The sequence below is a fragment of the Nocardia sp. NPDC052112 genome (assembly GCF_040680135.1).
Taxonomy (GTDB): Bacteria; Actinomycetota; Actinomycetes; order Mycobacteriales; family Mycobacteriaceae; genus Nocardia.
Window position 1 is genome coordinate 100,974 of sequence record NZ_JBFAWD010000002.1, and the last position, 22,725, is coordinate 123,698.

Consider the following 22,725-nt stretch of genomic DNA (forward strand, 5'->3'; position numbering starts at 1 on the left):
GTCACGAATCAGCTGTATCCGATCTCGCCTGGACGGCGGCCCTGCGTGGTGACGCAAGCTGCCTCCTCCGGGCCCTGACCGCTCAGGCGGTGGCGACCGCTTGTTCGCGAGCCCAGCGATAGTCGGCCTTGCCCACCGGGCTGCGCACGATCTCCGGGCGGAACACGACCGCCTTCGGAAGCTTGTACCGCGCAATGGATTCCGCGGCGTGGGCAATCAGTTCCTCGGCACTCGGCTCGGCCCCCTCGGCCGGCGCGATGATCGCGACGACCTCCTGCCCCCATCGCTCGCTCGGGCGGCCCACCACAACGACGTCGGCGACAGCCGGATGCGACGAGATCGCCAGTTCGACCTCCTCCACGAAAATCTTCTCGCCGCCGGAGTTGATCGTGACCGCATCGCGCCCCAGCAGTTCGATGGATCCGTCTTCCAGCAGGCGTGCCCGATCGCCCGGCAGCACGTACCGCGCACCATCGATGACCGGGAATGTCGCTGCGGTCTTGGCGGCGTCCCCCTTGTATCCGAGCGGTGTGAAGCGACGTTGCGCGAGCCATCCGATACCGTCGTGGCCCGCCGCCAGCACCGAACCGAAGTCTTCGGCCACCACACAGGTATCCGCGCCAGGGATGAACGTGCCGGTCGATACGGATCCGGACGCCGAGACGTGATTGAGCTGGGTACCGCCCTCCGAGGAACCGACGGCGTCCATCACGACCAGACCGGGAATCGCGGCGATCCACCGCTGTTTGAGCGTCGGGCTCAGCACGGCGCCGCCGCTGGCCAATGCCACCAGCGACGATACGTCCGCCGAACTCGATTGAATCGCGGCGAGGAGCGGGCGGGCCATCGCGTCACCCACCACGATCAGAATCGCAACCCGCTCCCGCTCGATGGTGCGCACGACCTCATCGTCATCGAGATGGTCCACGACCGAAGACAGGACGACGGTCTGTCCGGTCATCATCGACGTCAGCACCGCCCACTGCGCCGCACCGTGGATCAGCGGGGGTAGGAGCATGATCCGGACACCGGGATTCGCGGCCGCCCGGGTGGCGACCTCGTCGTAGGACTCGATGAGCGATCCGCTGAACATATCCCGCCCGCCGCAGGCCGCCATGAAGATGTCGTGCTGACGCCACAGCACACCCTTGGGCATGCCGGTGGTGCCGCCGGTGTAGAGCACGTAGAGATCGTCGGGAGAGGGTTGCACAAGCAGTGGTTCCGGTGCGGTCGAGGCGATGACGGTCTCGTAATCGACCGCGCCGTCCAGCAATTCGTTACCCGACTCGTCGGCGATCTGGATCATTACGCGCAGATTCGGCAACTCGGGCAGCACCTCGGCGAGCCGTGGCGCGAACGCGGCGTGATAGATCAGCGCGGTCGCACCCGCATCCGCCAGCAGATGTCGCAGTTCGTTCCCGACATATCGGTAGTTGACGTTGAACGGCGCGACCCGCGCTCGGAAGGCGCCCATCATCGCCTCCACGTACTCGTGTCCGTTGTGGGCATAGATCCCCAGCAGGTCCTGCCCGACCTCATGATCGGCGAGAGCCGAGCGCTCGGTGTGGCAGCCCAGTCCCCGGGCGTGCAGGTAGGCCGCCAAACGCTTGGACCGCTCGGCGATCTGGGTGTAGGTATGGCGCCGATCGCCCTGGCAGATCAGTTCCCGATCCGGGATGGCGGCCGCGGCAGCATCGGCGGCCGCCGCGAGCGTGAATTGCGACGTCGACGGTTCGGATCTGGTCACGGAACGAGACAACAGTGGCTCCTCGGTCGTGTGCTGCGCGCGACGCAGCCGGATGGTGAAACTGTAAGCTATACGGTAATGGTTACAACAGATATCGGGAAGGTTTCGAGCGCGGCGCTGGGATTCATCGTCCGGAGCCGCGAGCGCCCAGACGGCGACGCGTGCGCCGGTGCGTCACGCGTAGCGCGATATCGATGATGCGGCGGATGAACCACGGGAACGGCGGCGCGGCCAGCGCCGTGACGACGAATGGTAGGTCGGTGCCGACCACGGTGCGGTAATGGGTGAAGGTGTCGAACCCGGCCTTCCCGCGATACGCCCCCATACCGCTGGCCCCGACCCCACCGAAGGGTGCGTCCTCCGGAAACATATTGAGCGCGAAGTCGTTACGGGAGACCCCGCCGCTGCGCGTATTCCTGACAAATGCGCGGAAGTCCCGCCCGCCGGGTCCATACCAGTAAGCGACCAGCGGTGAGTGTCCGCCATTCAGGTGGTCGATGACATCGGCGAGTTCGGAATACGGCCGCAGGACGAGAACCGGTCCGAAGATCTCCTCGGTGGCGATCCGCATGTCATCGGTGATGTCGCGGACAACGGTCGGCGGGATCTTCCGCGTACTCGGATCGAGCAGCGCCTCGCCCGCGGGCACGACCTGTTCGACTCGCGCTCCTTGGGCACGTGCCTCGTCGATGAGGGAGCGAACCCTGTCGTAGTTGGCCTGGTCGACACAGGCGGTGTAGTCCTCGTCGGCCGCGATGGCCGGGAACATGTCCCGAAAACTCGCGCCGACCGCGTCGGCGAAGGCGTCTATGCGGTCCTCGGGCACGAAGACATAGTCGGGACTCACACAGACCTGCCCACCGTTGATCATCCGGGCGCGGGCGATCCTGGCGGCCGCCCGGGTGATGTCGGCACTCGGCGCCACCACCACCGGATTCTTCCCGCCCAGTTCCAAGGTCACCGGAACGAGATTCGCCGCGGCGGCCCGCTGCACCAATCGGCCGACGCGGGTCGATCCGGTGAAGAACAGATGGTCGAACGGCAATTCAGCGAAGGCGGCGGCCACATCGGGACCGCCGGTCACCACCGCCAGCTCGGACGGGTCGAAATACTCCGGCGCCAGCGATCGGGTCAGCTCCGCGGTATGCGCGGTGATCTCCGACATCTTGATCATGACCCGATTACCGGCGGCGAAGGCGGCCGCGGCGGGCACGACAACCAGTTGGAGGGGGAAATTCCAGGGCCCGATAATGCCGACCACACCGAGCGGTGTGGGTTGCACCTGGGCACGAATCCCGTACAGGCGGGCGGTTGGCTTGGGGTTGCGCGGACGCATCCATTTGCCGATATGCGAGCGGGTGTGCTCGATGGTGGAGAACATGCCCATGATCTCCGCGAACAGAATCCCGGTTCGGGAGCGGGTACCGAAATCACGAGCCAGCGCGTCGACATACGCATCGAGATTGTCCAGGACCATGGCGAGCAACCGGTCGATCCGATTCCGCCGCACCGCGGCCGATGGCGGACCTTCCCGCAGATAGTCCTGCCGCTGGAGTTCCAGGATCGCCGCAGGCCGGTCCGACGTGGCGTCTCCGATCGACTGCTCGGTGGTTCCAGTGCTCATGCGTGACGTCTTTCCAGTCGGAACCTACGAAATAGTTGACCATCCCGTAATGCCAACTGTAACAATGCGAACACTGCGCTGTCGAGCACTTGCGAGCAAGATACTGAATGCTTTACAGTTAAAGCTCCGAGAGCGATGGAGCCCGCTCACGCTCGACAGAGAGCCCCAGTGCCCACACACGGTCCGGGGCCGTTGCGCCAGGAGAGAATATGAGCGACAACGAGGTTCCCGGTCTCACACCACGCACCGTGGCGGCCCTGCTCGGCGCGGGCGAGGCGCTGGCACAACAAGTGCGGACGAAGATCCTGCACAGCCCGCGGCCGGTCTTCCTGTACTACATCGAGCAGACCTTCGACGCTTTGCGAACGAAGCTCGCGCGCGGACTCGACCCGCATCCGGATACACCCGCAGAGCAGTTGTGCCTGTATCTGATGGTCGCGTACGCGGCGCGACTGACCGGATCGCTCGACGCCGATCTGATCCGGATCCATCATGCGCTGCTCGCCGACCACGACGTTCTGGTCGAATTCGGCCGCGTCGGTGGGCATCCGGATCCGTCGTACAATTTCGTCGCGCTCGGCGATGCGCTGACCGGTCACGGAATGAGTTCGTTCTTCGCTCCGTTCGAGACGGACGGCCTGGTCGCCTGACAGCGGCCGCGAGAGGACAAAACCACCATGGGTTCGGATGCCGACTTCCACCCCGAACTCCGCATCGCACGGTTTCTGCCACGCGCGCCGGTCAGTCCGCGCACGCTCGGCTCGGTCCGCAGGCTGACGAGTCTCACCGGCCGTACCCGACCGTCCGGCGGGACGATCGAGTCGGTCGACGAACACGTCTCGGTTCGGGTGTTCCGGCCGGTGCAGCTTCGACGTCCGGCACCCGCCCTGCTGTTCGTCCACGGCGGCGGCTACATCCTCGGCAACGCCGCACTGGGCGATGGCTTCTGCCGCCGAGTCACCGATCGGCTGGGGGTCGTCGCGGCATCGGTCGAATACCGGTTGGCACCCGAGCATCCGTTCCCGACACCACTCGATGACTGCTATGCCGCGCTGCGTTGGCTTGCCGACCAGCCGGATATCGATCCGGAGCGTATAGCACTCGCCGGAGAGAGCGCGGGCGGTGGCCTGACCGCCGCCCTTGCGCTGTTGGCCCGCGACCGTGCCGAGGTCCGCCCCGTATTGCAGGTGCTGTCGTATCCGATGCTCGACGACCGGACCAGCGCGCGCACCGATATCGCCCGCCGCGGACTGCGCATGTGGAGCCCGCGGAGCAATCGCCTCGGCTGGCATGCCTATCTGGGCGCGGCCGACGCGGTGCCCCCACTGGCTGCGCCGGCGCGACATGAAATCCTGTCCGGACTCTGTCCGGCCTGGATCGGCGTCGGCACCAACGACCTGTTCCACGACGAGAACATCGCCTACGCCCAACGCCTGCGTCAGGCCGGTGTCCCCTGCACGGTGCATGTGGTGCCCGGCGCCTATCACGGCTTCGACCTGATCGAGACCTGGGCACCTGTCTCACGAGCCTTTCTGGAAGCGCGACTGACGGCGCTGGAAGTCGCACTCAACGGCGGCGATCACTCGCGTCCGATCCAGCAATTCCATTGACGTGATTCAATGACATCTGTCAGTATGTTCTGAGCCGCACTTCGCCGATTCGCTTTTGACAGAGCAAATCATAAGCCGGAGAACGTATCTCGGCATACGCCCGAAACGTGCGGATCGTTCTTCATTGACACATGTCAATGACAGAGTTAGAAGTTGACGCATGAGCGACGTTCGAGACAAGCCCCAGGGCCGGGAAGCCCAGCGGCTACAGACCCGGCAGCGCGTATTCGATGCGGCCATCGCCGAATTCAAGAACGTCGGCATGGCCGATGCCGATATCGGCACGATCGTCGAGGCTGCGGGCGTGGCGCGTGGCACCTTCTATTTCCATTTCCCGAGCAAAGAGCACGCACTGCTGGAACTGGAGGCACGCGAGGAAGCCCGGATCGCCAAGGAGCTGTCCCGATTTCTGACCACACCGCACGATCTCGAATCGGCGCTGCGGAAAACGATTCAGCTGATAGTCGGCCTGGAGCGCCGTCTGGGCAGCCTGCTGTTCAAAGAGCTGCTCGCGATTCACTTCTCGCCGACCCGGCCACTGGACGACGAATGGCGGGAGCATCCCGTGATCGTCCTGGTGGTCGAGGAAATCCAGCGCGCCCGCGACGACGGTGAGGCCGAAATCGCCGTCGATCCCTACCACAGCGCGGTGTTCTTCCTACTCGGGCTCTACGCCCTGCTGACCACGACCTCGGGCTCGAAGGCGTTGCGCGCCAACGCACTCGACAACTACCTGATCACCGTTCTGCGGAGTCTGGAGCCCCGATGACGCAACCATCGCGGACCACCCATCGAACCACCTCCAACCGACGAATATGGAGATACGGCCATGCTGTTGGACCTCGTGCGCATCGCCCTCGCGTGGGGCGCGGTGCTGCTGATCATCGCGTTCTGGTACTGGATCATGAAGAATATCGGCACCTTCTGAGCAGGTCCTACCCCGGCGGCAGTGGATCTTCGTCATGAACGCCACGGCGCCGGGACTGGCGATCGAGCGCAGTTGCGCGGTCACGGCCGTCGCATTCTCCGGACGTCGCCGGGAGGGCGTGCGGCTGGTGACCGGCGAGCGCCGCAGTTTCGGTCTGAACGCCACCCGCAGTGTCGTCCAGGTCCCGTATCCACCCGTGGCTGCGGACTGGACCAGGGCAACGCTGACATGCGGTGTGGCACTGCAGTGTTCGCCGTCGAAAGACCGCATCGCACGGTACCCGTTACACGAGCTGTCACCCCGCGAACTGGGTGCGCTGTCTATCGTCGAGGGTTGTGTGGCGGCGGGCTGGATCGCCGACCGACTACCCGGCCTGCTGCCCGAACTCCGTCGGCAGCTGCCCCACCTCGAGATCGCCGACCACGATCTCGAAGGCGACGAAATACTGGACCGCGCACTGGGTTTGGCGCGATCACGACAGCAGATCGACGGTCATCCACTGCTCGGCAAGCTCCCGCTCGCCGCACCCGCACGTGGTGGCCTGGCCGTGGCGGCACGTCGGGCATATGCCCGGATGCCATGGACATCGACACGCAGCGACTCCTATCGCGTCATGTCGGTACCTGTCGGCGGTGACGGCGGCAGCCGCAACACCAACCTGCCACCGCCGAGCCGACCGGAGAACGAAGGCCTCGAAGTCCGCGCCGATCAACGCGCGGGCCTGCCCTATCCGGAATGGAACCTCTGGACGAAAGGCTTTCTGCGCGACCACGTCGCGGTGCTGGAACGCAAACACCCCACCCGGCCGCGACCGCCCGCACCCGTCTCCCCCGAGATCCGCCGCTGGTTCGAAGAACATACGCACCGCGCCATGCGTAGCGGGCTGGAGGACGGTTCGGACCTCGATATCGACCGGTACGTCGGCCACTACGCCGACTCGATATCCGGTGCCACGGCCGAGCCGAGGGTGTTCCGCGAACTGCTGCCCAGTTCCCGTGATGTCACCACCGCGGTACTGCTGGACGGCAGTTCCTCCCTCGGCGTGCACGGTGGCCGTATCTTCCGGCTCGAATTGGCCTGTGCCGACGCCCTTTCCCGAGCGATGACACTGGCCCGCGAGCGCCACGGGTTGTTCGTCTTCACCGGTAATACCCGCCATCGGGTCGAGGTGCGGTGTCTGAAAGATTTCGACGATGCCCGTTTCGTGGACCCGGGCAGCCTCGGCCTGATCACCGCCGGTTACACCCGCCTCGGTGCACCACTGCGGCATCTGACCCGCCGCCTGCTCGACCAGCCTGCCGAACGGCGCCTGATCATCGTGATCGGCGACGGCCTGATGTCCGACGACGGCTACGAGGGCCGTTATGCGTGGGCCGACGTCGCGCACGCCATCGAGGAGGCCGACGACGCCGGGGTCACGATCTACTACCTCGCCGTCGGACCGACCCGCGTCGATCCCCTCCCCGAGGTATTCGGAGCGCGCCGATCCCGCCGTATCCGGCAGGTGGAGGAACTGCCCCGCGTACTCGCCCATATCCACCGTGAGCTGGTCGCCCGATGATGATGCGGACTCCGGAGTTTCGATGACAACCGATCTGTACTACGCGAGCGGCACCGAGGTGCAACTGTTCGAACGGGCCTTCCAGCAGCACATGCCGGTCATGCTCACCGGACCGACCGGGTGCGGAAAGACGCGATTCGTCGAGCACATGGGCCACCTGCTCGGCCGCCCGGTGGTCACCATCAGCTGCCACGACGATCTCACCAGCTCCGATCTGGTCGGCCGGTTCCTGATATCCGGTGGCGATGTCACCTGGCGCGACGGCCCGCTGACCAAAGCCGTCAAATCCGGTGCGATCTGCTACCTGGACGAGGTCGTCGAAGCCCGGCACGATTCGCTGGCCATACTGCACTCGCTCACCGACCACCGGCGCACGCTGTTCCTCGATCGTGCCGACGAGGTGGTGCCGGCGCCCGCCTCGTTCATGCTCGTCTGTTCCTACAACCCGGCCTACCGCAGCTCGCTCAAGGAGCTGAAGCCCTCTCTGCGACAGCGGTTCGTCACCATCGCCATGGGCTATCTCCTACCTGAGCGCGAGGCCGAGGTACTGGTCGCGGAGGCTGGCATCGATCTTTCCGTCGCACAGCGACTCATCAACTGCGCCAACACCATTCGCAACGCCGACGAGGTCTTCCATTTCGAATCACCGTCGACACGTGTGCTGGTGGCGGCGGCGCGGCTCATCGCCGCGGGCGCGAGCGAACTCGAGGCGGCCGAAGTATGTGTCCTCGCGCCGCTGAGCAGCGACGGCGCCATCAACGAAGGCCTACGCGAGATCGCGGCGGCCAGCCTGCTCACCGCCGACGACCCGGCCGTGTAGTCACACCTAGGAGGACCGTTCGATGAATGAACAAGATCGGCAGCGGCGCCGGGCGCTCATCGTTTTCCAGATCGCCATATACGGATTTCTGCTGGCGATGTTCCTCATCCAGATGCAGATGTATATGACCAGGGATTGGTAGGGCGATCATGAATATGCCGACATTCACCCTGCGCCGCGGCTCCGGAAAATCAGCGTCGGGGGCGAACGGGACCACCTCGGCAACCTACGACGAGCACCACGAGGAAAGTCGCCGCGCGCAGCGACAGGCCGACCGGTGGCTCACCGCCGGGACCGCGCTGATGGGCACCTTCATCTTCGGATTCGTGGGATTGCCGTTCTTCCTGCGCGGAGTGTGGTTGCAGCGCAAGGCACAACGCGACGGTCTGTCCGTCCGGCCGATCATCGTCACCCTGATCGGCTATCTGGTCATACTCGACGCCTTCCTCAATAGCATCGGCTGGGTGCTGGACCTATTCGCCAACCACACCATCGTCACGCGCGTGTTCTTCACCGCGTGGGGCAATTTCGTCGATGCCGGATACTTCTGGCACTACAACGAAATGTGGATCGGCGGTGCGGCCGCACCCGGCGAAAAAGGCTGGGAAGTCGCACTGATATTCACCGTATTCCCGATGCGCGTCGCCGCCGCGATCGCTTTCCTGCAGATGAAGCGCTGGGGCCACCAGTGGCTGATCGTCACCTGCTGGTTCGGCGTGGTGATCTGGGTCGGCTACGTCGTCAATATGACCATGTACGCCGATGTGCGCTTCCACGGCATTGTGCTGCCGGTGATCGGTTGGTGGTTGTACGACATCTTCTACATCACGCCATTCCTCGCGATCCCCTACCTGCACACGGTCAATCGCGAGATCTTCTCCGACTGACCTCGAATCCGGTTCCAGGAGAACATCATGAGCAATAAGTCGCCCGCGGCCGAGTCGTCGCCGGAACAAGATCTGCCGCTCGGTACCACGGCACCGTTCGCGCGAATGCACAAGTGGCTCAAGCGCGGCATCCTCGTCTGCCTGGTCGCGTTGGTCGTCGAAGGTTCGCTGACCGTGCCCGCCCTCGCCCTCTGGTACGGCTGGCCCACCTTGTCGATCACCGAAATCTGCGACGAGATGATGAAGGTCCGCTACTCCGACGACACACTGGAATGCAACCAGGGTGCGCTCAACGCGCCACCCCTCGGCGGCAAACCCGAAGCCGCAGGCCAGACGACCGCCCAGGATCAATGGGGGGTGCAGCCGAAACCGCAGTGGAAGCATATCGGTTACCGCGAACTCGTCCGGATCCACAACGAGCGGATCGCCCGCGAGCAGGCACAGCAAACGGGCCATCGGTAAGACGTTGCAACCACTCGATACCTCGCTAGGCCTCGGCATGGCCGCGCGAGAAGCGGTCCGGGCCGGACTCGATCGAGCCGTGCCCGGCTGGGCGGCGATTCCGCTGCGGATCCATGAGGTGACCGAACAGTGGCTCGGCACGGCACTCGGGCTGCGGCCGGACGCGATCACCTCGGTGCGTGTGCTCGACGCGCATTCCGGCACGGCGGCGCGGGCTCGCATTGCCGTGAAATCCGACAGCGGCGAGATTCCCGAGCACCTGTTCGTGAAATTGCCGCCGCGCAACTATTTGCAGCACGTCCTGATGAATGTCTTCCGCCTCGGGACCCGCGAGATCCTCGCCTATCGCGCACTGGGCGCGAATCCGCCGATCCGTGTGCCGAGATGCTATGTCGCGCAATGTGATCGGCTGCGACGCCGCAGCGTCCTCGTGCTCGAGGATCTGTCGGGAACCGCGCAATTCCGCACCGTCGTCGATACGGTCACGCGAGCCCAGGCAGCCGCTGTCATCGACGCGATGGCCGATCTCCACATCGCGTTCTGGGGTAGTGACCGGTTCGCGACCGACCTCCGGCCGCTCACCGCACGCACGACAGCGGACATCCGCCTCGGTGATTTCATCCGCCGCCGGTTCCTTCATGACATCACCGGGCATACCAAAGACCTCATACCCGAGGCGATGAAGGGCCATTGCCGGATCTTCTATCAGCGCAGCGCGGATATCGATGCCTTCTGGGCCGCGCAGCCGCAGACGCTGATCCATGGCGACCCGCACCTGGGTAACCTTTTCTTCACCGACGCCGGACCCGGCTTCCTGGACTGGCAGATCGCCACGGCCGGGGTCGGCATCCGCGATGTCGCCTACTTCGCGAACGCCTCCGTCGGGCCGGACCTGCTCCGCACGATCGAACGAGAACTCGTCGAGCGGTACACGGCCCGGCTCACCGCCGCCGGGATCGGAGTCGACCTCGAACGCCTGTGGACGCTGTATCGCGCCGGTATCACCGAACTGTTCCTCGCGGCCGTCTGCACCGCCGAGGCCGGGGAGCGGATGCAGCCGTTCGAAGTGTCGCGGGTCGGCGTCGAACGGGCCGTCGCCGGTGTCGCCGCACATGACAGCTTCGCGATGCTGAACGCGCTCATCGACGGCAAGCGAGTCTGAAATGGCCGGGGGGGGGAGCCGAGGCTCGGGCGGCCGTCCGAGGCTCGGGCTCAGGTGAAATCCGAACCACCGTCGACATTGATATTCGCACCGGTCATATACGAATTGCGGCGCGAGGCGAGAAAGGCGACGACCGGACCGATCTCTTCGGGCCGACCCGCGCGGGGCAGCTGCGCGGGATGGCCGTAATGCTTGGAGATCTCGGCCATCAGCCGATACGGATCATCGCTCTCGACGCCGACCGAGTGGGCCCAATCCACCAGCGCCGGAGTCACGAAGGTGCCCGGGGAGACCACATTCACCAAAATCTCGTCCGATGCCAGCAGCAGCGACAGATTCTTGGACGCACTCGTCACCATCGCCTTCGCCGCGGTATAGGCCGCCAGCGGAATGCTCTGCCGCTGCGTCGAATGCGCCGAAAAGTTGACTATCCGCGCCCATTCGGCCTTGCGGAGCAACGGCAGCCCCGCACGGACACTGCGCACCATCGACAGCACGCCATCCTCGACGGCCTCGAGCCACTGTTCGTCGGTGAGGATGTCGAACCCGCCCTGCACAGTCGGCCCGACTGTATTGACCAGCACATTGAGTTCGCCGTGCCAGCGCTGCCCCAGTTCGGCGAATGCGGCAGCGATCTGATCGGCATCGCGCACGTCCGCGACCAGTCCGATGGCGTCCGGACTGCCGCGGTGGGTCAGGTCCTCGACCGCGTCATCGAGGTCCCGGCGGGAGCGTCCGAGCACCGCCACCCGAGCGCCTTCGTCGGCCAGGCAGCGGGCGGTGGCCAAGCCCATGCCGCGGCTACCGCCGACCACCACCGCTGCCGCGTCGGCCAATCCCAGATCCATTGCGGCACCGCCTCCGTCGCGCTCTTATAGATACACATACTGTATCTATATCGGTATGTGGGCGCGACACCCACGCCGCGTCGATGGGCCGCGACGCGCCGATAGAAGGCATCGCAGTAGGATTTACGGTTATAGGTACGATGGCTGTTGCTGTCGGTTTCCCGAGATCGGGAAACGATTGCGTCGGAGCGGACTTCACGGAGGTGGTCGCAAATATGGCGAAGCGGGCAGCCGCGGAGAAACGGCCGCGGCGTGAGCGCGGGTCCCTCAATCCCGGGGACATCCTCGACGGTGCGTTCGAGCTCGCGGATCAGGTGTCGCTGGACAACCTGAGCATGCCAATGCTGGCCAAACACCTCGACGTCGGCGTCACGAGCATCTACTGGTACTTCCGCAAGAAGGACGAACTGCTCAACGCCATGACCGACCGCGCGCTGCGCCAGTACGCCACCTTCGTCACGCCTTTCGTCGATGCCAGCGACTGGCGGGAATCGCTGCGCAATCACGCCCGCACGATGCGGGCGACGTTCAACGGCAATCCCATTCTCTGCGATCTGATCCTCATCAGGTCGGCGCTGAGCCCAGCAGCCGCGCAACTGGGCGCACGGCAGACCGAGGAAGTCATCGCCAATCTGGTCGAGGCCGGGCTGTCGCTCGACGACGCCGTCACGACCTACTCCGCGATTCAGCTGCATATACGCGGATCGGTTGTGCTGCAACGTCTCTCCGACAAGAACAAGGAATCGGGGTCCGGCGCGGGCGCGTACTACGACAGCCTTGCCATCTCGCCCGACACCACACCGCTGCTGGCGGAAGCGAGTTCGACGGGCCTGCACACCGGAACACCCGACGATCGGAATTTCGAGTACGGCCTCGACTGCATTCTCGAACAGGCGAGCCGGTTACTCGAGTCGGGATCGCGCGCGAAGGCCATGAAAGCACCCGCCAAGAAGGCACCCGCTAAAAAGGCACCCGCCAAGAAGGCAGCGGCGGCGAAGTCGCCCGCTGCGCGCCGTCCACCCAAGGCCACCGCGGCGAAGTAGTCACCCACCTTCGGAACTCAGCGATTTCCGGCCGTTTCTACCGACGACATCCCAGACGGCTCGGCCAGCAGGTGGCGACATCTCCGGTCGCCGTACTCTGTTGTCGTTCCGCACGTCCAGAGACAGTGCGCTTTCGCCTGCCGTAATTCCGCGCGAAGACCAGGACAAGATTCATCGCAAACTCCTGGGCAAGACCCTTGCCATGATGTATCGTCGGTCACACTGTAAGCGCAATAGTTAGATATTCGACCAGCTCGGTGCCTGTATCACCCACAGCACCGTGCGCCCCGGTGGAGGATCGATGGAACTAGAACGGCTGAACGCGCCGGTTCGGGAAGTCGGTCAGTTCTTCGCCATGATCGCCGAGGTCGGACGGGGCCTGGTGACGACGCGGTTCCGGTTCGGGGAATTCGTCGAGCAGAGCTGGATGCTGGCGCGGGTGTCGCTTTTACCGACCATTCTGGTGGCGGTGCCGTTCACCGTGCTGGTGAGCTTCACCCTCAATATCCTGTTACGCGAGATCGGTGCGGCCACCATGAGCGGGGCGGGTGCGGCATTCGGCGCGGTCACCCAGGTCGGCCCGATGGTGACGGTACTGATCGTGGCCGGTGCGGGGGCGACGGCGATGTGCGCGGATCTGGGGTCGCGAGTCATCCGCGAGGAGATCGCGGCCATGGAGGTGCTCGGCATCGACCCCATCGAACGGCTGGTGATTCCGCGGGTGGTGGCCTCGACGATGATCGCGGTCCTGCTCAACGGGCTGGTGTGCGCCATCGGCATCACGGGCGGATTCGTGTTCTCGGTATTGCTGCAGGGCGTGAATCCGGGAGCGTTCGCCGCCGGTGTCACATTGCTGACCGGGTCGACCGAGTTGGCCATCTCCGCAGTCAAGGCCATGCTGTTCGGACTGATCGCCGGGCTGGTGGCGTGCTACCGCGGTTTGTCGGTGTCCGGTGGCCCGAAAAGCGTCGGGCAGGCGGTCAACGAAACCGTCGTCTACGCGTTCATCGCCCTCTTCGTGGTGAACACCGTCGTGACCGCCGCCGGAATCCGATTCTCTGGGAAGTGATGTCGATGCCTGTTGCCGATACCGGCAAATTCGTCCTTGCGCGGCAGCGACTGGGCCGCTGGAACCGTGAAATCGACGCCATCGGCGCGCGAATCATCTTCTACGGCAAGGCAATTGTCCAGGTTCCCGGCGCGGTGGCCAGGCATCCCGGCGAGACCCTGCGCCTGGTGGCCGAAATCAGTATGGGCAGTGGCGCCCTGGCGATGATCGGCGGAACCGCGGCGATCGTCGGATTCATGACCCTGGCGACCGGAAGTACCATCGCGATCCAGGGGTTCAGCTCACTGGGCAATATCGGAATCGAGGCACTGTCCGGATTCCTGTCGGCATTCATCAATGTGCGGATCGCGGTGCCGGTGATCGCCGGGATCGCCTTGTCGGCGACGCTCGGGGCCGGGGCGACGGCACAGATCGGGGCTATGCGGATCGCCGAGGAAATCGACGCGCTCGAGTCAATGGCCATCCGGCCGGTGCCCTATGTCGTGAGCACCCGGGTCGCGGCGGGCATGATCACGATCGTGCCGCTCTACTCGCTGGCACTGGCGGCCTCGTTCCTGGCGGGCCGGTTCACCACCGTGGTGATCTTCGGGCAGTCACCCGGGCTGTACGACCACTACTTCGCCACCTTCCTCAATCCGGTCGACGTGGCATGGTCGGTCGTGCAGGCGATTGCGATCGCGATGCTGGTGATGCTGATCCACACCCATTACGGATTCACCGCCGCGGGTGGGCCTGCGGGAGTCGGGGCGGCGGTCGGGCGCGCGGTGCGGATGTCGCTGATCATGGTGGTCCTCGTCGTGCTCCTGGTGTCACTCGCGCTGTACGGCGGCACCGGCAATTTCCATCTTTCGGGATAGCGCATGATTCCTTTGGCACGGCACGCAATACCGAAACTGGCAGTATTGGGACTGGTCGCGACGACGGTGGTCGTCGGCTGGCTGGTCCGGGGCAGCTACCAGCAGCGCTTCGACGACTGGGCGACGGTCACAGTGATCGCTGACCGTGCGGGGCTGGTCATGGACCGCGGCGCCAAGGTCACCATGACCGGCGTCGACGTCGGCGAGGTCACCGCGATCGACTACGGCGCCGATCACGCCCGGCTGACCCTGCGCCTGCATCGTTCGGCGCTGGCGTCGATTCCGGCCGATGTCACCGCCGAGATCACCTCCAACACCGTCTTCGGCGCGAAGTTCGTCAGCCTCGACGCGCCCGTCCCGGCAGTCGCCGAACGACTGGCCCCCGCCACGGAGATCGATATTTCGCGCGTCACCGTCGAAATCAATACCGTCTTCGAACAACTCACCAACCTGCTGCGCGTGGTCGACCCCGCACAACTCGAGGCCACCCTCGGTGCGCTGGCCCAGGCACTGCAGGGCCGCGGTGACCGGCTCGGCGCGGCAATCGACCACGCCGCCGGTGTAATCGCGCAATTGAATGCGGCCGATCCCGGACTCGCCGAGTTGCTGCGCACGGCCGCACCGACCACGCAGCTCTACGCCGACACCGCACCGGATCTGCTGCGCACGGTGGACGCACTGACCACGACGAGCAAATCGGTGGTCGACGAACAGCGCCAACTGGCGGCGCTGCTCGGCAGCACCACGACCTTGTCGAATACGGGCTCGGATCTGCTGGCGCACAACGGTTCCGGTCTCGCGGACGTGCTGCGGCTGCTGGACCCCAGCACCGCGCTGCTGGCCTTGTACTCGCCCGGGATCCCGTGCGTATTCAAGGGAATCACCGCGGGCAACGCGTCCAACCCGGACGCCTACTCTGGGCAACCGGGCATCAAGATGTTCGCCGGGCTCATACCGGGCGCGACGCCGTACCACTATCCGGAAGATCTACCCAAGGTCAACGCGACCGGTGGGCCGAACTGTATGGGGCTGCCCGGCACCGACCCGGTCGTCAACGTGCCGTACATGGTCACCGACACCGGCGCGAATCCGTACCGGCCCGAACGGCAGGCGATCGGATTACGGACCCCGGACCTCGTCAGCTACCTGCTCGGCCTCGGAGATGCCCGATGAACCGATCCCGCATGGTGAAACTGGGCATCTTCGTGCTGGTCATGCTCCTGGTGAACGGCGCGATGATCCTGGTCTTCACACAGGTCGACGCCGGTGGCTCGCGCAGCTATCACGCTGTATTCACCGATGCGTCCGGAATGCGTCCCGGCGCGAAGGTCCGCATCGCGGGAGTCCCGGTCGGATCGGTCGGATCGGTGCGCTACGGCGCGGACCACCGCGCCCACATCGACTTCTCGATCACCACGAACGACCGCCCGACCACCTCCACGCGAGCCGCCATCCGATACGAGGACCTCGTCGGCAACCGCTACCTCGAACTGCAGCGCGGTCCGGACACCACGCCGCTGGCAGTGGGCGGCACAATCCAACCGCCCAACACCGCGCCAGCACTCGACCTGGACGCCCTGCTCGGCGGATTCCATCCCCTGCTGAAAGCGCTGGACCCGCGACAGGTCAACGAGCTATCGATGGCGTTGCTCGAGATCTTCCAGGGGCGCGCGGGAACCATCGCGGATGTGCTGAACCGGGTCGGGTCGGTGACCGCCACACTGGCCGATCGCGATCAGGTCATCGGACGGGTGATCACCAACCTGAATACGGTCCTCACCGAGATCGCTTCCCGCGGTGATCAATTCAGTAGCACGCTGGACCATCTCCAGCAGCTGGTGTCGGGTCTGGCGCAGGACCGGGACATCCTCGGGCACGCCGTCGACAGCCTCGACGGCGCCGCCGACGCGTTCACCGGCCTGCTCACCGACGTGCGCCCCGATCTGTCCGCGACGGTCATCCAGTTGAACGCCGCGCTCACACCGACCACCAACCACATCGACACCCTCGACGAGGTGCTCAACCGGCTCCCGGACGACTACCGCAAGCTGATCCGCATGGGCACCTACGGGTCCTTCTTCAACTTCTATCTGTGCGGCCTGTCGTTCAAGCTGACCGGCGCGGACGGCCACCCGGTGGTCATCGATATGACCGACCAGCAGACCGGCAGGTGCGCTCAGAAATGAAACGACTCTCCCAGCGCGAAGCCGGTCGCATCGGCCTCATCGGCATCATCCTCACCGCGGCGATCTGCCTGGTATCCCTGCAATTCGACAAGATCCCGCTGCTCACCGGCCAGCCGCCGCGGTACGGTGCGCTGTTCGACGACGCGAGTGGTCTGCACGTCGGCGATGACGTCTCGGCCGCGGGAGTGCGGGTCGGCACCGTCACTGACATGACGGTGGACAGCGGTCGCGCGCGGATCACCTTCACCGCCGACCCGCAGATCGCGCTCGGTGACGCGACCACCGCCACCATCAAGACCACATCACTACTGGGTCGGCGCGCCGTCGAACTTGCCCCGGCCGGCGTGGGGCGTCTGCGCACCGGCGACACCATCCCACTCGACCGGACTCGCTCCGGTTACACGCTGCCAACCATCCTGAACGAGGCCACCACGGCCATCCGGGATATCGACCTCAACCAGTTGACCCGCGCGCTCGACAGCGCCTCCGACGTGCTCTCGGCGGCGGCGCCGCAGGTACGGCCCGCCCTGGACGGTATGCGACGCCTCGCCGAATCGGTCAACCAGCGCGACACCGCGTTGCGGGGGCTGCTCGCCAATGCCGAACAGGTGACATCGGTACTGGCGAAGCGTGGGCCACAGGTGAATTCCCTACTGCTCGACGGTAATTCGCTACTCGGGGAATTACAAACCCGCAGCGCGGCACTGGGCGGGCTCATCACCGGGATCGACCAGCTGTCGCGGCAACTGTCCGGCCTGGTCCACGACACCGACGCCGACCTGGCTCCGGCCCTGGACAAACTCGGGCAGGTCTTGACGGTGCTGAACAACAACCGCGACAACGTCGCGAAGAGTCTCCAGGGTCTGTCCATGTATATCGGCACGCTCGGCGATGCCGTCGCCAGCGGGCCCTACTTCTACGCGTACCTGCAGAACATCGTCCCCGCCGATTACACACAGCCCCTGATCAATATGGTGCTCGGTCTCCCACCGGCACCCCTACCGATCCCACAGGTCCGATGATCGCTCGAATTCGCCACGGCGCCTTCGGAATTCGAACCGGCGCTGCCCGCACACCCCGCAGACAGCGGCTGCTCCGGCTCACCGCCGCCGCGCTGGCGTTCGCCGTCGTGGTCGCCGGATACCACCTCGTCCAGCGATCGCGCTACTACACCGTGACCGCGCATTTCACCTCCACCAGCGGTTTGTACGTCGGTGACGAGGTACGCGTGGTCGGGGTGAAGGTGGGCACCATCGAGGCCATAGAGCCACATGGCACCGAACTCACCGTGCGCATGCGACTGCCGCGGACGCTGCGGTTACCGGTCGACGCAAAGGCGGTGATCATGGCCCAGAGCCTGGTCGCCGCTCGATTCATCCAGCTCACCCCCGCCTGGACCAGCGGCCCCAGCGTCGGTCAGGAGGTCGATATCCCGATCGACCACACCGCCGTCCCGGTCGAGTGGGATCAGGTCGAGGAGCAGTTGACGCGGGTCACCAGCGCGCTGGCGCCGCGGCCCGATGACCCCACCGGCCCCGGCGCCCGATTTCTCGGATCCGCCGCCGCGGCGATGAATGGCAACGGCGACACCCTGCGGGCCAGTCTCGACCAGCTCTCCGCCGCCATGTCGACGCTGTCGGCGGGCAGCGGGGACCTGTTCGGCACCGTCCGCAATCTCCAGGCGTTCACCACCGCACTGGCGGCCAGCGAACAGCAGATAGTCGTATTCCAGGGCAGGCTCGCATCGGTCACCGAGGTGCTGGCCGGCAATCGCAGCGATCTGTCGACCGCGCTGACCACCCTGGACACCGCCATCGGTGACATCCAGGCATTCGTCACCGCGCACCGCGACGGACTGACCACCCAAGTGCGCCAGCTGGTCGACGCCACCGATGTGATCGTCGCCCAGCGCGATGCGATGGAGACCGTGCTACACCGCGCACCCACCGCGCTGTCGAACTACTACAACACCTACAACCCCGGACAGGGTGCGATGACCGGAGTTGTAGGACCCCAGAACTTCGGCAACCCCATCAATTTCATCTGCGGCGGCATCGCCGCCCTCGCGAACGCCACCTCCGAACAAGGAGCCCAGCTGTGCGCGCAATACCTCGGGCCACTACTGAATACGCTCCGGATGAACTATCCGCCGGTGAACATCAACCCGACTATCGGCACCAGCGTCGGCCCCGGCCAACTCGTCTACAGCCCACCGGAATTGCAGCAGTTACTACTGCCGGGACAGCCACGATGAACATCGCCCGCCACCACCGTCCCATGGCACTGCTGTGCGGAATCGCACTGTGCGCCACGATGTCCGGATGCCAGTGGACCGGATTGAATTCGCTGCCGCTGCCCGGGACGCAGGGCCACGGCCCCGGCAGCTACCACGTGATCATCGAGATGCCGGATGTCACCACCATCACTGCGAACTCCCCCGTACTGGTCGACGACGTCGAAGTCGGCACCATCACGACGATCACCACCGAGGATTGGCACGCGCGGGTGACCGTGGCGTTGAACGGCTCCGTCGTACTGCCCGCCAATGCCACCGCCACCATCGGGCAGACCAGCCTGCTGGGCTCGACCCACCTCGAACTCACCGCACCGGCCGACCCGCAGGGCACCCTGATCGAAGGCAGTGTGATCCCGCTCGAACGAGCGGGCAACTACCCGACCACCGAACAGACGCTCGCGGCGCTGTCCATGGTGCTCAACGGCGGCGGGCTGGGACATCTGCAGACCATCGTGACCGAAACCACCAAGGCAATTGCCGGACACGAGGATTCGATCGGCAATGTGCTCGACGGGATGAATACGCTACTGGGCGAGGTGGATTCGCAGCGCGATGCGATCACCGCCACCCTGGACAATCTCGACAGGTTCGCCGCTCAGCTGTCCCGCGACAACGACTCCATCGGCCGGGCCGTCGCCGCCATCGACCCCGCGCTCGGCGTACTCGACGCCCAGCGGCGCGACCTCACCGAGGCCTTCGCCGCACTGACACGTTTCGGCGACGCCGGAACCGCCCTGGTACGACAGATCCACGGGGACCTGAAGCAGAACCTGGCCAACCTCGCGCCGACTCTGCGGCAGATCGCCGAAACCGGGGACGATCTCGTCGCCAATATCAACCAGCTCGCCACCTTCCCGTTCCCGCCGGTCGCCATTACCAACGGCGTCCGCGGCGACTACATGAACCTCTGGGCGGAAGCGGATCTCACGTTGCCGCGGCTGCAGCAGGGCCTGCTGTTCGGAACCCCGTTTGCGGCCCCACCGACGACCGGAGGCGGCCGATGAGAACCGACTCGACGACGAGTGGGCGTACGTCCCGCCTCGTCCGCAACCAGCTGATCGTCTTCACGATCATCGCGCTGGTGTCGACGACCTTCACCGGCATCTACTACCTGCGGATTCCCGCGGCACTCGATATCGGCCGCTATCGAGTCACCGTCGAATTGCCCAGGGCCGGTGGCCTTTACCGCAATGCCAATGTCACCTACGACGGGCATACGATCGGCCGCGTCACCTCCGTCGACCTGGCACCCACCGGAGTCACCGCCACGCTGTCGCTCATCGACTCGGTCGCCGTACCCGCCGATCTGACCGCACGGGTGCGCAGCATGTCGGCGATCGGCGAACAGTACGTCGACCTGCAACCCGCGGTCGACCACGGGCCGTTCCTGCGCGACGGCGACAAAATCGGCGTCGACCGGGTGCGAGTCGCCGACCGGATCGGCCCCATCCTGGAGCAGACCCGCGCGATCCTCGCCTCGCTCCCACCCGACACCCTGCGCACGGTGCTCAACGAGTCCGCGCGCGGATTCGGCGGTGCGGGAAGGGATCTGGCGAGCCTGCTGGATTCCACCGTCACCTTCATCGATGCCATGGCCGCCAATGGCGACGCCCTCACCACCCTCGTTCAGCAACTCACCCCGCTGCTGAACACACAGGTGGTCAGCAGCACCGAAATCCGCGACTGGACAGCGAATCTGGCTTATCTCACCGAACAGATGCGCACCGCCGACCCCGCCGTGCGCAATATTCTGGAACGCGGTCCGGCCGCGGCCGACGATGTCAACCAACTGTTCCAGAACCTGGCGCCGACACTGCCACTGCTGCTGGCCAACTTGACCACCGTGGGCCAGGTCGCCCTCACGTACAACCCCGCCATCGAGCAGATCCTGGTCCTGCTGCCGCCGCTGATCGCCGCCGAGAACACCGCCGGCGCACGCGGTGCCGCCGACGGCGGCGCCAATGTCGTGTTCTCCGTGGAGCTTCAGGATCCCGCCGCCTGCACCACCGGATATCTCTCCGCGGACGAGCGACGCAGCCCCACCGACTTCAGCACCCCCGATACCCCGCCCAATCTGTACTGCAACGTCCCGCAGGATTCACAGTTCGCCGTGCGCGGCACACGGAACCTGCCGTGCCTGGAAAATCCGGGTGTCCGCGCCGCCACCCCCGAGCAGTGCCGCAACGGTGTGGTCCCGCCCTCCGGAAACAACGGCCCCTTCGAGTTGGGCCCCTCACCCGCGGGAGTCGCCCGCTATCTGCCCGGCAGCCCCATGTATCTGACACCGGACGGTAATCCCTACCGCCACATCGACATCACCCCGGAACCGAACCGACCAGCCTCCCAGGAAGCGTCATGGACCTCACTGTTGACCGCTCCGATTCCCTGACCGCGACCGACACTCCGGCCACGTCCGTATCGGTGACCGAACCTCCGTCGCGGCGGCGGGCCACCCGCCCGACCGGGCCGCCGAGGGAGGCCCCGAACCACCCGGACGCCGAAGCGAACATGCCGGCCACCGCCGAACGAACGGCTGAACCGACACTCGCACGACCCCGCCGACTCCCCCGCATACCGCGACCTCGGCTTGCTCGTCCGAAGCTGGGGCGCAAGAGTTTTCGCATCGCCGCGGTCGTGCTCGCCGTCGTCGCGCTGGTCGCCGCGACCACGGTGACGGTACTCGCGCTGCGCGAGCATCGGCGGACCGAGGCCACCGCGAATCACCAAGCCGCCATGGTCGATACCGCCCGGCGCGGTGTCGCCGCTCTGATCAATATCCGCCACGACAGCGCCGATTCGGATTTCGCTCGCCTCAGCGAAATCACCACCGCGCCGTTCGCGGACGACCTGCACAGCCGGTCCGGGAACTACCTGCAGGCCATCCGGGATGCCGACGTGCTGTCCACCGGCGAGGTCGTTGCCGCGGCGGTCTCCGCAGACGACGGCGCCGAGGCTTCGGACGACGGCACCATCACCGTCTTCGTCGCCGCGAACGCACAGGTCACCAACACGCAGACTCGACAGCAGGAACAACGCTCCTATCGGTTCAGCGTGAAAATAAAAGAAGTCGACGGCACCCCGAAGGTGTCCAACGTGGAGTTCGTGCCGTGACCGATCGATCCGTCCTCATCAGCCGCATACGAAACATGTTGCGGCTCTGTATGTTTCCATTGCTGGCAGCCGTGATTGTGGCACTGACAGTCGCGGCGGTGCTGCTCGTGCGAGACAATCGGCACGACGCCGCCATGGCGGCCGCGCGCCGCGACGCGCCGGCCGCCGCCCGCGAGACGGTCGCGGCAATGCTCAGCTATACCTCGGCCACGGTCGACAGGGATCTCACCACCGTCGCGGGACTCACCGGTTCGTTCCAGGACGACTACCACAATCTGGTGAGCAAGACGATCGTGCCGGTAGCCAAGGAGAAGGGCGTGAGCACCAGAGCGCGGGTCGTATCAGCGGGCGTAACGTCGGCGTCCACCGACCGTGTGACGGTACTGATGTTCATCGACCAGGTGACCATCAGCACGGCCGTGCCCGCGCCGACCACCAGTTCCAGCCGGGTTACCGTCACCGTCGAGAAGCACGACGACCATTGGCTGGTCAGCGGTATGGCGCCGCTCTAGCC

Annotated in this window: 22 protein-coding genes; 19 read left to right on the forward strand and 3 right to left on the reverse strand. The window is 65.5% G+C overall.

Features of this window, described 5'->3' with window-relative positions; genetic code table 11:
* Positions 1 to 82: 82 nt before the first annotated feature.
* Together AB0L58_RS03795 and AB0L58_RS03800 are read right to left on the reverse strand one after the other, a co-directional pair.
* Positions 83 to 1,747 carry an acyl-CoA synthetase gene (locus AB0L58_RS03795; RefSeq protein WP_364380548.1) on the reverse strand — a complete coding sequence of 555 codons (1,665 nt, stop codon included), beginning with the start codon at positions 1,745 to 1,747 and terminating at the stop codon, positions 83 to 85.
* 124 nt (positions 1,748 to 1,871) lie between these two features.
* Positions 1,872 to 3,371, reverse strand: coding sequence for an aldehyde dehydrogenase family protein (locus AB0L58_RS03800; protein ID WP_364380551.1), 1,500 nt, complete (start codon positions 3,369 to 3,371; stop codon positions 1,872 to 1,874).
* 209 nt (positions 3,372 to 3,580) lie between these two features.
* Here AB0L58_RS03800 and AB0L58_RS03805 point away from each other — a divergent pair, with 209 nt between their 5' ends.
* From AB0L58_RS03805 to AB0L58_RS03840, 8 genes are all read left to right on the forward strand, one after another.
* Positions 3,581 to 4,021, forward strand: a complete 441-nt coding sequence (locus AB0L58_RS03805) for a hypothetical protein (protein ID WP_364380554.1) — start codon at positions 3,581 to 3,583, stop codon at positions 4,019 to 4,021.
* A 27-nt stretch (positions 4,022 to 4,048) separates the two neighbouring features.
* Positions 4,049 to 4,981: an alpha/beta hydrolase gene (locus tag AB0L58_RS03810; RefSeq protein ID WP_364380557.1), complete on the forward strand. Its 933-nt coding sequence runs from the start codon at positions 4,049 to 4,051 to the stop codon at positions 4,979 to 4,981.
* 160 nt (positions 4,982 to 5,141) lie between these two features.
* Entirely contained in the window at positions 5,142 to 5,750 is a 609-nt protein-coding gene (locus tag AB0L58_RS03815) for a TetR/AcrR family transcriptional regulator (RefSeq protein WP_364380560.1), read from the forward strand.
* 193 nt (positions 5,751 to 5,943) lie between these two features.
* Complete coding sequence (locus AB0L58_RS03820) at positions 5,944 to 7,470, forward strand: MorD protein (protein ID WP_364380563.1); 1,527 nt, start codon at positions 5,944 to 5,946, stop codon at positions 7,468 to 7,470.
* A 22-nt stretch (positions 7,471 to 7,492) separates the two neighbouring features.
* Complete coding sequence (locus AB0L58_RS03825) at positions 7,493 to 8,290, forward strand: CbbQ/NirQ/NorQ/GpvN family protein (RefSeq protein WP_364380566.1); 798 nt, start codon at positions 7,493 to 7,495, stop codon at positions 8,288 to 8,290.
* A 149-nt stretch (positions 8,291 to 8,439) separates the two neighbouring features.
* Positions 8,440 to 9,177 carry a hypothetical protein gene (locus AB0L58_RS03830; protein WP_364380569.1) on the forward strand — a complete coding sequence of 246 codons (738 nt, stop codon included), beginning with the start codon at positions 8,440 to 8,442 and terminating at the stop codon, positions 9,175 to 9,177.
* A 27-nt stretch (positions 9,178 to 9,204) separates the two neighbouring features.
* Positions 9,205 to 9,639, forward strand: a complete 435-nt coding sequence (locus tag AB0L58_RS03835; RefSeq protein WP_364380572.1) for a hypothetical protein — start codon at positions 9,205 to 9,207, stop codon at positions 9,637 to 9,639.
* A gap of 37 nt (positions 9,640 to 9,676) precedes the next feature.
* Complete coding sequence (locus AB0L58_RS03840; protein WP_364380575.1) at positions 9,677 to 10,801, forward strand: aminoglycoside phosphotransferase family protein; 1,125 nt, start codon at positions 9,677 to 9,679, stop codon at positions 10,799 to 10,801.
* Between the two features lie 50 nt (positions 10,802 to 10,851).
* Here AB0L58_RS03840 and AB0L58_RS03845 read toward each other — a convergent pair whose 3' ends face one another.
* A complete protein-coding gene (locus AB0L58_RS03845; protein ID WP_364380579.1) occupies positions 10,852 to 11,649 on the reverse strand; it encodes an SDR family oxidoreductase in 798 nt (265 codons plus the stop codon).
* A 215-nt stretch (positions 11,650 to 11,864) separates the two neighbouring features.
* Between AB0L58_RS03845 and AB0L58_RS03850 the strand changes: the two genes are divergently transcribed.
* The 11 genes from AB0L58_RS03850 to AB0L58_RS03900 all read left to right on the forward strand — a co-directional run bounded on the left by AB0L58_RS03850 (position 11,865) and on the right by AB0L58_RS03900 (position 22,723).
* A complete protein-coding gene (locus AB0L58_RS03850) occupies positions 11,865 to 12,692 on the forward strand; it encodes a TetR/AcrR family transcriptional regulator C-terminal domain-containing protein (RefSeq protein WP_364381746.1) in 828 nt (275 codons plus the stop codon).
* 301 nt (positions 12,693 to 12,993) lie between these two features.
* Positions 12,994 to 13,761 carry an ABC transporter permease gene (locus AB0L58_RS03855; RefSeq protein ID WP_364380582.1) on the forward strand — a complete coding sequence of 256 codons (768 nt, stop codon included), beginning with the start codon at positions 12,994 to 12,996 and terminating at the stop codon, positions 13,759 to 13,761.
* Between the two features lie 5 nt (positions 13,762 to 13,766).
* Entirely contained in the window at positions 13,767 to 14,618 is an 852-nt protein-coding gene (locus AB0L58_RS03860) for an ABC transporter permease (protein WP_364380585.1), read from the forward strand.
* Between the two features lie 3 nt (positions 14,619 to 14,621).
* Entirely contained in the window at positions 14,622 to 15,791 is a 1,170-nt protein-coding gene (locus AB0L58_RS03865) for an MCE family protein (RefSeq protein WP_364380588.1), read from the forward strand.
* Entirely contained in the window at positions 15,788 to 16,804 is a 1,017-nt protein-coding gene (locus AB0L58_RS03870) for an MCE family protein (RefSeq protein WP_364380591.1), read from the forward strand. Before AB0L58_RS03865 ends, AB0L58_RS03870 begins: the two co-directional genes overlap by 4 nt.
* A complete protein-coding gene (locus tag AB0L58_RS03875; RefSeq protein ID WP_364380594.1) occupies positions 16,801 to 17,826 on the forward strand; it encodes an MCE family protein in 1,026 nt (341 codons plus the stop codon). The genes AB0L58_RS03870 and AB0L58_RS03875 overlap by 4 nt, the downstream gene beginning before the upstream one ends.
* Positions 17,823 to 19,058 carry an MCE family protein gene (locus AB0L58_RS03880; RefSeq protein WP_364380597.1) on the forward strand — a complete coding sequence of 412 codons (1,236 nt, stop codon included), beginning with the start codon at positions 17,823 to 17,825 and terminating at the stop codon, positions 19,056 to 19,058. Before AB0L58_RS03875 ends, AB0L58_RS03880 begins: the two co-directional genes overlap by 4 nt.
* Positions 19,055 to 20,104 carry an MCE family protein gene (locus tag AB0L58_RS03885; RefSeq protein WP_364380600.1) on the forward strand — a complete coding sequence of 350 codons (1,050 nt, stop codon included), beginning with the start codon at positions 19,055 to 19,057 and terminating at the stop codon, positions 20,102 to 20,104. The genes AB0L58_RS03880 and AB0L58_RS03885 overlap by 4 nt, the downstream gene beginning before the upstream one ends.
* Positions 20,101 to 21,489 carry an MlaD family protein gene (locus tag AB0L58_RS03890; RefSeq protein WP_364380603.1) on the forward strand — a complete coding sequence of 463 codons (1,389 nt, stop codon included), beginning with the start codon at positions 20,101 to 20,103 and terminating at the stop codon, positions 21,487 to 21,489. The genes AB0L58_RS03885 and AB0L58_RS03890 overlap by 4 nt, the downstream gene beginning before the upstream one ends.
* Complete coding sequence (locus AB0L58_RS03895) at positions 21,456 to 22,211, forward strand: hypothetical protein (protein WP_364380606.1); 756 nt, start codon at positions 21,456 to 21,458, stop codon at positions 22,209 to 22,211. The genes AB0L58_RS03890 and AB0L58_RS03895 overlap by 34 nt, the downstream gene beginning before the upstream one ends.
* Positions 22,208 to 22,723, forward strand: coding sequence for a hypothetical protein (locus AB0L58_RS03900; protein ID WP_364380609.1), 516 nt, complete (start codon positions 22,208 to 22,210; stop codon positions 22,721 to 22,723). Before AB0L58_RS03895 ends, AB0L58_RS03900 begins: the two co-directional genes overlap by 4 nt.
* Positions 22,724 to 22,725: the final 2 nt, after the last annotated feature.